The sequence below is a fragment of the Dietzia lutea genome (genome assembly GCF_003096075.1).
GTDB lineage: Bacteria > Actinomycetota > Actinomycetes > Mycobacteriales > Mycobacteriaceae > Dietzia > Dietzia lutea.
Map to the genome: position 1 here is coordinate 2006201 of NZ_CP015449.1, position 11169 is coordinate 2017369.

Genomic DNA, 11169 nt, shown 5'->3' on the forward strand with positions numbered 1-11169 from the left:
GCTCCGCGCCGGCCGCCGTGGGAGGAAGGACGACGCGACGTGGCTTCGAGGGATTCGGACCCGGCCGACCGGTACGACGCCGGACCGAGGGACGCGGGTGCCGCGTCCGCGGCGCCGGTCTCGAAGATCGTGGTGGCGCTCGCCGCCGTCATCCCCCTCGCGATGCTGGCGGTGGTGCTGGTGATGGTGCGCGGAATCGGCGACGAGGCGGCAGAGGAGGCCGCGAGCGAGCCTGTGGCCGCCGTCGCCATCCCGGCGCCGGCTGCGGGGTCCGAGGAGTGCGCCGCCCTCGTCGGCCAGCTGCCCGAGATGCTCGGCGACGCCGCCCGGGTGGCGCTGGTCGAGCCGGCGCCCGAGGGGACGGCCGCCTACCGGATGCCGGACGCCGAGCCCATCATCGTGCGCTGCGGGCTGCCCGCGCCGCCGACGTTCACGGTCGGCGTGGGACTGCAGGAGGTCAACGGCGTGCAGTGGTTCAACGAGCCCGATCCGGACCCGGCCGTCACCGACTCCACGTGGGTCGCGGTCGACCGCCCGCAGTACGTGGCGGTGACCCTCCCCGAGGGCAGCGGCACCGGCCCGATCCAGGACCTGTCCGACGCGCTCACCGCGGCGCTCGAGGAGGTCGAGCCGAACCCGGCCCCGGCGGGCTGACCCGCCCGAGGGCGCCCCGACAGGGCCCCACCGCGCCCTGAGGGTCAGCCGCGGGCGATCGCGGTGTGGATCAGCGTGTCGAGCAGACTCTCGTAGTCCACCCCGGTCGCCGCCCACATCTGCGGGTACATCGAGATCGGGGTGAACCCCGGCATCGTGTTGACCTCGTTGATCACCGGCCCGTCGGCGGTGACGAAGAAGTCCACGCGGCTGAGACCGCGTCCGTCGAGGGCGTGGAACGCCTCGACCGCCAGGGCCCGCAGCTGCGCGGTCTGCTCGGCCGGGAGGTCGGCGGGCAGATCGAAGGTCGTCACGTCGTCGAGGTACTTGGTGTCGAAGTCGTAGAAGGCGTCGCCCTCCGTCTCGCCCCCCACCCCGGTCGGTTCGCCGGGGATGTGCAGTTCGGCCGGCAGGCTCGCCTCGACCCGGCCGTCCGGGTACTCCAGCACCCCGCACTCGATCTCGCGGCCGACGATCGCGGCCTCGACGATCACCTTGTCGTCGAAGCGGCGGGCTTCAACGATCGCGGCGTCGAGGTCGGCCGCCCGCGAGACCTTGGTGATGCCGATGGACGAACCGCCGCGGGCGGGCTTGACGAACAACGGAAGTCCCAGCCGGTCGCGGTCGGCGGGCGAGAGCGTCGCGGTGCCGGGCCGCAGGACGACCTGGCGCCCGATGGGCAGCCCTGCCGCGCCCAGCACGACCTTGGTGAACTCCTTGTCCATCCCCGCCGCGCTGGCGAACACACCCGGCCCGACGTACGGGATGCCGGACAGCTCCAGCAGGCCCTGGATGGTCCCGTCCTCGGCGTGGGTGCCGTGCATGGCAGGGAAGACCACGTCCACCCGGGCGATCTCCTGCCCGGCCCGGTCGCCGTCGGCGTACCGCAGCACGCCGCGGTCGTCGGTGGACAGTCCGAGGGCGACCCGCGGTCGGCCGGCGTCGACCACGGGCATGACCCGGTCGGCGATGCGCAGGTCCGCCGTGTCGTCGGATCCGAGGGTCCAGGCCCCCGCTTCGGTGATGCCGACGGGGATCACCTCGTAGCGGGAGCGGTCGAGGTGACCCATGACGGCACCGGCGGACACGCAGCTCACGGAGTGCTCGGAGCTGCGGCCGCCGTAGAGGACTGCGACGGTGATGCGATTCACCGGGCCGAGGCTACTCGGGCTTGGTGCTGCGTCTCATGAGGCGCACCGCCACCTCCACGGCGTCGCCGCCCTCGTGGCAGATCTCGTGGACGGCCTCGGTGAGCGGCATCTCGACCCCGGTCCGCCGGGCCAGCTCGCGGATCGAGGTGCACGACTTGACGCCTTCGGCGACCTGGCCGTTGGTCGCCCGCTGCGCCTGTTCGAGGGTCTCGCCGCGGCCCAGCCGCTCCCCGAAGGTCCGGTTGCGCGACAGCGGCGAGGTGCAGGTGGCCACGAGGTCGCCCAGCCCGGCCAGCCCGGCGAACGTCATCTGGTTCGCGCCCAGCGCCACCCCGAGCCGGGTGGTCTCGGCCAGCCCCCGCGTGACGAGGGTGGCCATGGTGTTGTCCCCCAGGCCCATCCCGGTGGCGATCCCGCACACCAGCGCGATGACGTTCTTGGTGGCGCCGCCGATCTCGCACCCCACGACGTCGGTGTTGGTGTACGGCCGGAAGTACGGGGTGGAGAACGCGTCCTGGAGGCGGGCGGCCCGCTCCTCGTCCGAACACGCGATCACGGTGGCGGCGGGCTGTCCCTCGGCGATCTCGCGGGCGAGGTTCGGGCCGGACAGCACGGCGATGCGGGACTCCGGCAGACCGACGACCTCCGCCACGACCTCGCTGATGCGCATGAGGGTGCCGGTCTCGATGCCCTTGGCCAACGAGAGGACGCCGGCGTCGGGCTCGAAGGACCGGACCCAGGTCTCGAGGTTGCCGCGCAGGCTCTGCGAGGGCACGGCGAGCACGACCTCCTCGGCGCCCTCGAGGACCTCCGCGGGATCGGTGGACGCGGACACGCTCGCGGGCAGCACGATGTCGGGCAGGTACGTGGGGTTGCAGTGCGCTCCGTTGATATCGGCCGCCACCTCCTCGCGGCGGGCCCACATCACGACCTCGGACCCGGCATCGGCGAGCACCTTGCCGACCGCGGTCCCCCAGGATCCCGCTCCCATCACCGCGATCCGCGCCATCTTCGCCTCCCGGCCCTCGTCGTCCCTGCCCGCCGACCGCGGTGGATCCCGGCAAACGCTACCCGGCGCGGGACGCCACCGAGGCGCGGCTGGCAGGATGGCGGGCGATGAGCACAGCTGAGGGCGGCACGACCGGCACTGACGGCTGGACGATCGTCGTCCCCGTCAAGGCGCTGGACCGCGCGAAGAGTCGCCTGGATCCGGCTCTGCCGTCGGCCGGGCGGAAGGCCCTCGTCCTGGCGATGGCCGCCGACGTACTGCGGGCGTGCCTCGCCACCCCCGGTGTCGGTCGGGTCCGTGTCGTCTCCGCCGTCGATCCGCTCGTCCGGGACCTGGCGGCCCGGGTCGGCGCGGAGTTCGTCCCGGAGCCACAGCAGGCCCCCCGCCCCCGCGTCGACCCCCTCAACGCCGCGCTGACGGCCGCGCTCGCCGACGTCCACGGACCGGTCGGGGTCGTCACCGCCGATCTGCCCGAGCTCCGCCCGCATCACCTCGCGCGCATCCTCGCCTCCGCCGCGCGGCATCCCCATTCGACGGTCGCGGACCATCGCGGGGCCGGGACGACGATGGCGTTCTGGACGGGCGCGCCGGAGTCCCGCGTGTGCCGTTTCGGCCCCGACTCCGCGACCCGGTTCCGCGCGGGCGGGGCAGTGACCGTCGGCGTGGCGGCCGATCTCGCCGCGGCCGCCCGGGACGTCGACATCCCGGCCGATCTCGCCACCCTCTCGGCCCGCGACGTGGGAGCCGCCACGGCCGAGACGCTGCGGGACCCCTCGACGCGGCACGCCACACACGTCCACGGGGTATCGGCCACAATGGTGCGGTGACCGTAGAACAGCACGCCCTCCAGGGACTGCCCCGGCCCCGAGACCGTTACCTCAACCGCGAACTGAGCTGGCTCGACTTCAACGCGCGGGTCCTCGCGCTGGCCGGCGAGAAGGATCTCCCGCTGCTGGAGAGGGCCAAGTTCCTCGCGATCTTCGCCTCCAACCTGGACGAGTTCTACATGGTGCGCGTCGCCGGCCTCAAACGACGTGACAAGACGGGGTTGTCGGTCCGTTCCGCCGACGGTCAGACGCCAGCCGAGCAACTCGGGCGGATCAGTCTGCGCACGCGCGAGCTGTGTGACGAGCAGACCCGGTTGTTCCGCGACGAGATCCGACCGGAGCTGGAGGCGAACGGCATCCGGATCCTCCCGTGGTCCGAACTCACCGCGGACGAGCGGTTCTCACTGGCGGAACTGTTCCGCAACTCGATCTTCCCGGTGCTCACCCCGCTGGCGGTGGACCCGGCGCACCCGTTCCCGTACATCTCGGGCCTGAGCCTCAACCTCGCGGTCATCATCCGTGACCTCGACTCGGGCCAGGAGCACTTCGCCCGGGTGAAGATCCCCCACAACGTCCCCCGCTTCGTCCGGGTGGACCGCGGGGGACCGGACGAGTACTCGTTCGTCCCCGCCGAGGACATCATCGCCGCGCACCTGGGCGAGTTGTTCCAGGGAATGGAGGTCGTCGAACACCACGTCTTCCGGGTGACCCGCAATGCGGACATGGAGGTCGAGGAGGACCGAGACGAGGACCTGCTGCAGGCTCTCGAGCGTGAACTGGCGCGTCGCCGCTTCGGGTCGGCGGTGCGGTTGGAGATCGCGGAGGACACCACCCCGCGGATGCTGCGGATCCTGCAGCGGGAACTCGACGTCGACTCCGCCGACGTCATCCGGTTCTCCGGTCTGCTCGACCTCACCGGCCTGTGGCAGATCCACGGACTGGACCTTCCCGACCTCAAGGACCCGGCCATGGTCCCGGCCACTCCCCCGGCCTTCGGGGAACGGGAGACAGCCCGCAACATCTTCGCCTCCCTGCAGGAGTGCGACGTCCTCGTCGAGCACCCCTACGACTCGTTCGCCACGACCGTGCAGCGGTTCATCGAGCAGGCCGCCGCGGACGAGGACGTCCTGGCGATCAAGCAGACCCTCTACCGGACCTCCGGTGACTCCCCCATCGTCAACGCGCTCGTCGACGCCGCGGCGGCCGGCAAGCAGGTGGTCGCGCTGGTGGAGATCAAGGCCCGGTTCGACGAGCAGAACAACATCCGGTGGGCCCGCGAGCTCGAGCAGGCCGGCGTGCACGTCGTCTACGGTCTGCTCGGCCTCAAGACGCACTGCAAGACCTGCCTGGTGGTGCGCAAGGAGGGCGACCGGCTACAGCGGTACGCGCACATCGGCACCGGCAACTACAACCCCAAGACGGCCCGGCTGTACGAGGACGTGGGACTGTTCACGGCCGACGAGGAGGTCGTGTCGGACCTGACGGACCTGTTCAACCACCTCACCGGGTTCTCCAACGTGAGCAAGTACCGCCGTCTCCTGGTGGCGCCGGAGGGCATCCGCTCCGGCATCATCGAGCGAATCGACCGCGAGATCGCCCTGGCCGAGGAGGGGCACGAGGCGGGCATCCGGCTCAAGGCCAACGCGTTGGTGGACGAGCAGGTGATCGACGCGCTGTACCGCGCCTCCCAGGCCGGCGTGCCGGTCGAGATCGTGGTGCGCGGCATCTGTTCGCTCCGCGCCGGGGTCCCGGGCCTGAGCGAGAACATCCACGTCCGGTCGATCCTCGGCCGCTTCCTCGAGCACTCGCGGATCCTGCACTTCCGTGGTGCGGACGAGGTGTTCATCGGCAGTGCGGACATGATGCACCGCAACCTCGACCGCCGGGTCGAGGTGATGGTCACCGTCTCCGACCACCGCCTCAAGGAGCAGATCCGCCGCATCTTCGACTCGGCGCTCGACCCGGCGACCCGCAGCTTCCACCTCCAACCGGACGCGACCTGGCGACGCATGCCGGCGCCGGAGGACTGGGACGACTCGGTCGATCACCAGGAGCGCATGGCCTCCCAGCACGCGGGGTTCCGGAACCGATGAGCCCGAAGCCGGGGAAGTCCAGGGTCCGCGTGGTCCCGGCCGCCGGGGCCGTCCTGTACCGGAAGGACGGCGACTCGCCGCTGTGTGCGGTCGTCCACCGGCCGCGCTACGACGACTGGTCCCTGCCCAAGGGCAAGGTCGACGCCGGCGAAGCACTGCCGGTCACCGCCGTGCGCGAGATCGAGGAGGAGACGGGCTTCGCCGCCGAGTTGCGGTCCCGGATCGGGACCACCGCCTACCCCCTCAAGGAGAACACCCGCAAAGAGGTCACCTACTGGTCGGCGCTGGCCACCGGCGGTGACTTCGAACCCAACTCCGAGGTCGACGAGATCCGCTGGGTGCCCGTGGACGAGGCCAAGCGGCTCGTCTCCTACCCGCTCGACCGGAAGATCCTCAGCCGCTTCGACGACGCGCCGCGCGCCCGGTCGGTCCTGCTGCTCGTGCGGCACGCCAAGGCGGGGCGCCGGAGCGAGTGGAGCGGTGACGATGACCTGAGGCCGCTGGAGAAGAACGGCCGGGTGCAGGCCGAGATGTTGGCGCCGATGCTGCGGGCGTTCGGTGTCACCCGTCTCCACAGCGCGCCGCGGGTCCGGTGCGAGCAGACGCTCGCGCCACTGGCCGATGAACTCGGGGTCCCGGTCTCGACCGAGCCGGCGCTGAGCGACGAGGCCTACCTCGACGATCCCGTCGCGGCCGTGTCACGGCTGACCCGGATCGCCGCCGGTGAGGGTGTCGCCGCGGTGTCCTCGCAGGGCAGCGCCATCCCCGGGATGGTCCGTGATCTGGCCGGGCCGGCCGGCCTCGACGTGGGCGACGCGTCCACGAAGAAGGCCGGCGTCTGGGTGCTGGGGTTCGACGGCGGGACGGTGGTCCACGCCGACTACTACCCGAGCCCCCTACCGCTGTTCTGAGGCGCGGGCGGCCACGCGGCCGGGTCACCCGGGTGCGGCCGGGGCCGAGCCAGCCGACCGAGGCCGAGCGGCTCAGCTGACCTTGTCGCGGAGGCCGACGCCGTTGGTGTGCAGGCCACCGAACGACTGGTGCGAACTCGACCGCTTGGCGGCGAGCCGCCCCTCGGGCAGCGTCTCGGTGCCCTGGATGACGGACTTGAAGTACTGACCCGGCCGGAACACCGGCGAGTAGGTCGGCGGGACCGGGATGGACTCGCCGGTGTGGGGGTTGCGCGCGACGCGGGCCGCACGTGCCTTCTTCTCGAAGATGCCGAAGCCCATGATGGTGATGGATTCCCCGGACGCCACCGTCCGCACGATGATGTCGAGGGTGTTCTCCAGCGCCTCGGTGGCGAGCTGGTGGTCTCCGCCCATCCGGTCCGCCAGCTCGGCGATCAGGTCGGCTTTGTTCACGTGGGGATCCCCCTTCGGGTGAGTATGCGTGCGCGGTTTCCGCAACCGCACGGAATGAATATAAGCATACTCACACGGCTGGGCCGGACGGCGGTCAACTCGGAGGTGACTCCGGAACATTTTTGACGCGCGTCGATCAGCGGGGTGTGGTGACCGGTTTGAACGCCGGCCGCCGGCTTTCGAACGCCTCGATATCGTCGGCACGCCGCAGCGTGAGGCCGATGTCGTCGAGCCCCTCCATGAGCCGCCAGCGCGTGTAGTCGTCGATGTCGAACGGCACGGTGATTTCACCCGCGGTGATCGTGCGGGCGACCAGATCCACGGTGAGCTCGATACCCGGTCGCTCGTCCATCACCTTCCACAGGAGCTCGACGTTCTCCTGTTCGACCTGAGCGGCCACGAGACCGGACTTACCCGAGTTGCCGCGGAAGATGTCGGCGAAGCGGGACGAGACGACCACGCGGAAGCCGAAGTCCATGAGCGCCCACACGGCGTGCTCGCGCGACGAGCCGGTTCCGAAGTCCGGTCCGGCGACCAGGACGGAGGCGCGGTCGTACGGCGCACGGTTGAGGACGAAGTCCGGCTCGTTGGCGCGCCAGGAGGAGAACAGCCCGTCCTCGAAACCCGTGCGCGTGACGCGCTTGAGGTACTCGGCGGGGATGATCTGGTCGGTGTCCACGTTGGAGCGGCGCAGCGGGGCGCCGATGCCGGTGTGGGTGGTGATCGGCTCCATGAGGTGTCAGGCCCCCTTCGCGGGCTCGAGATCGACGGGCGAGGCGAGGTGCCCGAGCACCGCGGTGGCCGCGGCGACCGACGGGCTGACCAGGTGGGTGCGCGCACCCTTGCCCTGACGTCCCTCGAAGTTGCGGTTTGAGGTCGACGCGCACCGCTGGCCGGGCAGCAGCGAGTCGGGGTTCATGCCCAGGCACATGGAGCAGCCGGGCTGGCGCCATTCGGCGCCGAACTCGGTGAACACCCGGTCCAGGCCCTCCTGCTCGGCCTGCTCGCGCACCCGCATGGAACCCGGCACGACGAGCATCCGGACGCCGTCGGCGATCCTCTGCCCGTCGATGACCTCGGCGACGGTGCGCAGGTCCTCGATGCGGCCGTTGGTGCACGACCCGACGAACACGACGTCGACGGGCACCTCGCGCATGGGGGTGCCGGCCCGCAGGTCCATGTACTCCAGGGCGCTCTCGGCGGCGATGCGCGCGCTCTCGTCCGTGAACGAGTCCGGGTTCGGGACGGACGCGCCCAGCGGGACGCCCTGGCCGGGGTTGGTGCCCCAGGTGACGAACGGGGTGAGCGCGGAGCCGTCGATCACGACCTCGGTGTCGAAGACCGCGTCGTCGTCGGTGCGCAGGCTGTCCCAGTACCGCACGGCCTCGTCCCACTCGTCGCCCGTGGGCGCGTGCGGACGGCCGCGCAGGTAGTCGTAGGTCGTCTGGTCGGGCGCGATCATGCCCGCCCGCGCGCCGGCCTCGATGCTCATGTTGCAGACGGTCATCCGGGCCTCCATCGAGAGCTTCTCGATGGCCTCGCCGCGGTACTCGATGATGTAGCCCTGTCCCCCGCCGGTGCCGATCTGGGCGATGACGGCGAGGATGAGGTCCTTGCCCGTGACGCCGGGCTGCAGCTCGCCGGTGACGGTCACCGCCATCGTCTTGAACGGCCGCAGGCTGAGCGTCTGGGTGGCCATGACGTGCTCGACCTCGGAGGTGCCGATGCCCATGGCGATGGACCCGAACGCCCCGTGGGTGGACGTGTGCGAGTCGCCGCACACCACCGTCATGCCCGGCTGGGTCAGGCCCAGCTGGGGGCCCACGACGTGGACGATCCCCTGGTCGAGGTCGCCCATCGGGTACAGCCGGACCCCGAACTCCTCGCAGTTGCGGCGCAGGGTCTCGATCTGGACGCGCGAGGTCCGGTCGGCGATGAGGTTGACGGCGCCGCCGACGATGTCGGTCGGCACGTTGTGGTCCTCGGTGGCCAGGGTGAGGTCCGGGCGGCGGAGCTGACGGCCGGCCAGGCGGAGTCCGTCGAACGCCTGGGGGCTGGTGACCTCGTGGATGAGGTGGAGGTCGATGAAGATGAGGTCGGGCCCCCGGGACTCGCCCTCGCCCTCTCCGCTGACCACCACGTGGTCATCCCAGACCTTCTCGGCCAGGGTCCGCGGTCGCGTTCCGCCGGTCACGGTCTCAGTCATCACGCCTCCAGTCACGTCCCGGATGAGCCTCTGATGGTTTCTCACCATGTAGGACGATATAGTCGAACTGTGAGACAGTATAGCGGGATCGGGGTCCTCGACAAAGCGATGACGGTGCTGCACGCGGTGGCCGAACAGCCCTGCGTCCTGGCCGACCTCTGCGAGCGGACGGGACTGCCGCGCGCCACCGCGCACCGCCTCGCCGTGGGGCTGGAGATCCATCAACTGCTGTCCCGCGACGACGCCGGGGTGTGGAGCCTCGGGCCCGGCCTGGCCAAGCTCGCGGCGCACGTCTCCGACTCCCTCGCCGACGCCGCCTCCACGGTGCTGCCGCGGTTGCGGGAGATCACCGAGGAGAGCGTTCAGGTCTACCGCCGGGACGGCGATCGTCGAATCTGCGTGGCCTCGGCCGAGCCGCCGACCGGCCTGCGGGACACGGTGCCCGTCGGCGCAGTCCTGCCCATGAGCCGCGGTTCGGGGGCCAAGGTCCTCGCGGCGTGGGCCGACCCGGCCACGCAGCGCACGCTGCTGACCGACGCCACGTACACCGAACGCCAGCTGGCGGAGGTCCGCCGGCGCGGCTGGGCGCAGTCCGTCGCCGAGCGGGAGGCGGGCGTGGCCTCGATCTCCGCGCCCATCCGGGACTCGACGGGAACCGTGGTCGCGGCGATCTCGGTCTCCGGGCCGGTGGACCGCATCGGCCGACGACCGGGCGTGAAGTGGGCCGCCGACCTGCTCGCCGCGGCCGACGCGATCCACAATCGGCTGTAGGGCGGCCCGTCGGCACGCGGCCGGCCCTCAGGCGGGCCGTCGCCCGCGGACGAGCCTGTCCAGCGCCCACGGCAGGCTCGTGACGCTGGGCTGTCGCACGGCCGCCACGAGGTCGTCGTCGCGGGGGTCGACCCGCACCACCTGGACGCCCGGACGCCGCAGCGCCCGATACGGCCGGGGCTCGGCCCGGGCGTCCACCTCGAAATCCAGGGCGCGGATCTCCGCGCCGAGCGGCGAGTCCGCCGCGAGGGTGGCGACGGGGGTGTCGGGCCGGGCGCCGGTGCCGACGACGACGGCGAGGGCCTCGACCCCGAGCCGCCGCTGACCCCGGGTCCACGCGTCGAGCGCCTCCTCGGCGGTGGCGGCCGCCGGTCCGGGATCGCGGTCGAGGGCGTCGGCCACGAGGTCGAGGTGGTCCCGCCAGCCCGGTCGCCCCTGCGGGTCGACGATCACGGTCGCCAGGCGCTCGTACCCGCGTAGCTGGTCGCCGGTGACGTCCGCCGCGGCCAGGACGAAGGCGTCGACGCCGAACGGCAGCAGTGACCGCAGATCGGGCAGGCCCGGGCCGTCCCACTCGGGACGCGGCGGGGCGGGCCGCCCACGCCACGGCCGCGGGCCCGTGCCGTCGACCGCCCACGCGGCCTCCGGCTCGCGGTCGAGAGCGTGCAGGACGTCGAGATCCGCCGAGGAGAGCGCGAGGAGACGCCGCGGCGGCGCGTCCGGCGTGGGTGTCCGGACCGGTTTCGGAGGGGCCAGCGGGTCCGTCGGGGTGGCGGACGGACTCGTCGTCGTCGCCCCCTTCTCCGCGCCGCACGCACCGAGGGCGGTGAGGGACAGGCCGGCCCCCGCGGCGAGGCGGAACAGGTCACGGCGCGAGGTCACGCGGTGATCTTCGCACGACCCCCGAAATGCGGAACGTCCCGGCTCGTCAGTGACGAACCGGGACGTCTGCCTGGTACCCCCGATGGGATTCGAACCCACGCTACCGCCGTGAGAGGGCGGCGTCCTAGGCCGCTAGACGACGGGGGCCTTGCTTGCTGCTCCACCACAGTAGCCGACAGGTGGACGCGGAACCAAATCGGTGCGCGTGGCGG

11 protein-coding genes and 1 tRNA gene are annotated in these 11169 nt (G+C 71.8%); 5 read left to right on the top strand and 7 right to left on the bottom strand.

The genetic code is table 11. The features are described from left to right. Nucleotides 1-39: 39 nt before the first annotated feature. Nucleotides 40-654, top strand: a complete 615-nt coding sequence (locus tag A6035_RS09160; RefSeq protein WP_108847536.1) for a DUF3515 domain-containing protein — start codon at nucleotides 40-42, stop codon at nucleotides 652-654. 44 nt (nucleotides 655-698) lie between these two features. Here the strand turns inward: A6035_RS09160 and A6035_RS09165 are convergent, their stop codons facing one another. Both A6035_RS09165 and A6035_RS09170 read right to left on the bottom strand, forming a co-directional pair. Further along, nucleotides 699-1805 carry a D-alanine--D-alanine ligase family protein gene (locus A6035_RS09165; protein WP_108847537.1) on the bottom strand — a complete coding sequence of 369 codons (1107 nt, stop codon included), beginning with the start codon at nucleotides 1803-1805 and terminating at the stop codon, nucleotides 699-701. Nucleotides 1806-1815: 10 nt separating this feature from the next. Next, nucleotides 1816-2814 (bottom strand): NAD(P)H-dependent glycerol-3-phosphate dehydrogenase, encoded by a 999-nt coding sequence (locus tag A6035_RS09170; RefSeq protein WP_108847538.1) that lies wholly within the window; start codon nucleotides 2812-2814, stop codon nucleotides 1816-1818. A gap of 107 nt (nucleotides 2815-2921) precedes the next feature. On the opposite strand from A6035_RS09170, the gene cofC reads away from it, so the two are divergent. The 3 genes from cofC to A6035_RS09185 are packed head-to-tail and all read left to right on the top strand — an operon-like array spanning nucleotide 2922 to nucleotide 6645. Continuing rightward, the gene (gene cofC / locus A6035_RS09175; RefSeq protein ID WP_108849177.1) at nucleotides 2922-3641 is read left to right on the top strand and encodes a 2-phospho-L-lactate guanylyltransferase; all 720 of its coding nucleotides are present in this window, start codon (nucleotides 2922-2924) and stop codon (nucleotides 3639-3641) included. Further along, the gene (locus A6035_RS09180; RefSeq protein WP_412523655.1) at nucleotides 3620-5734 is read left to right on the top strand and encodes an RNA degradosome polyphosphate kinase; all 2115 of its coding nucleotides are present in this window, start codon (nucleotides 3620-3622) and stop codon (nucleotides 5732-5734) included. The genes cofC and A6035_RS09180 overlap by 22 nt, the downstream gene beginning before the upstream one ends. Next, the gene (locus A6035_RS09185) at nucleotides 5731-6645 is read left to right on the top strand and encodes an NUDIX hydrolase (RefSeq protein WP_108847540.1); all 915 of its coding nucleotides are present in this window, start codon (nucleotides 5731-5733) and stop codon (nucleotides 6643-6645) included. The genes A6035_RS09180 and A6035_RS09185 overlap by 4 nt, the downstream gene beginning before the upstream one ends. A gap of 72 nt (nucleotides 6646-6717) precedes the next feature. On the opposite strand, the gene A6035_RS09190 is transcribed toward A6035_RS09185, so the two are convergent. The 3 genes from A6035_RS09190 to leuC form a co-directional block, all read right to left on the bottom strand. Continuing rightward, nucleotides 6718-7098 (bottom strand): HU family DNA-binding protein, encoded by a 381-nt coding sequence (locus tag A6035_RS09190; RefSeq protein ID WP_108847541.1) that lies wholly within the window; start codon nucleotides 7096-7098, stop codon nucleotides 6718-6720. A gap of 136 nt (nucleotides 7099-7234) precedes the next feature. Beyond that, nucleotides 7235-7831, bottom strand: a complete 597-nt coding sequence (leuD, locus tag A6035_RS09195; protein WP_108847542.1) for a 3-isopropylmalate dehydratase small subunit — start codon at nucleotides 7829-7831, stop codon at nucleotides 7235-7237. Between the two features lie 6 nt (nucleotides 7832-7837). Continuing rightward, nucleotides 7838-9304, bottom strand: coding sequence for a 3-isopropylmalate dehydratase large subunit (leuC, locus tag A6035_RS09200; protein ID WP_108847543.1), 1467 nt, complete (start codon nucleotides 9302-9304; stop codon nucleotides 7838-7840). A 69-nt stretch (nucleotides 9305-9373) separates the two neighbouring features. Here leuC and A6035_RS09205 point away from each other — a divergent pair, with 69 nt between their 5' ends. Beyond that, nucleotides 9374-10075 (top strand): IclR family transcriptional regulator, encoded by a 702-nt coding sequence (locus tag A6035_RS09205; RefSeq protein WP_108847544.1) that lies wholly within the window; start codon nucleotides 9374-9376, stop codon nucleotides 10073-10075. A gap of 27 nt (nucleotides 10076-10102) precedes the next feature. On the opposite strand, the gene A6035_RS09210 is transcribed toward A6035_RS09205, so the two are convergent. Together A6035_RS09210 and A6035_RS09215 are read right to left on the bottom strand one after the other, a co-directional pair. Further along, nucleotides 10103-10957 (bottom strand): ABC transporter substrate-binding protein, encoded by an 855-nt coding sequence (locus A6035_RS09210; RefSeq protein ID WP_108847545.1) that lies wholly within the window; start codon nucleotides 10955-10957, stop codon nucleotides 10103-10105. Nucleotides 10958-11028: 71 nt separating this feature from the next. Then, a tRNA-Glu gene (locus A6035_RS09215) sits at nucleotides 11029-11104 on the bottom strand. Nucleotides 11105-11169 lie beyond the last annotated feature (65 nt).

Bases quoted from the DNA above. Each gene is read 5' to 3' on its own strand.
- A6035_RS09170 (WP_108847538.1), bottom strand. From the start codon at position 2,814: ATGGCGCGGATCGCGGTGATGGGAGCGGGATCCTGGGGGACCGCGGTC.
- cofC (WP_108849177.1), top strand. From the start codon at position 2,922: ATGAGCACAGCTGAGGGCGGCACGACCGGCACTGACGGCTGGACGATC.
- A6035_RS09185 (WP_108847540.1), top strand. From the start codon at position 5,731: ATGAGCCCGAAGCCGGGGAAGTCCAGGGTCCGCGTGGTCCCGGCCGCC.
- leuD (WP_108847542.1), bottom strand. From the start codon at position 7,831: ATGGAGCCGATCACCACCCACACCGGCATCGGCGCCCCGCTGCGCCGC.
- leuC (WP_108847543.1), bottom strand. From the start codon at position 9,304: ATGACTGAGACCGTGACCGGCGGAACGCGACCGCGGACCCTGGCCGAG.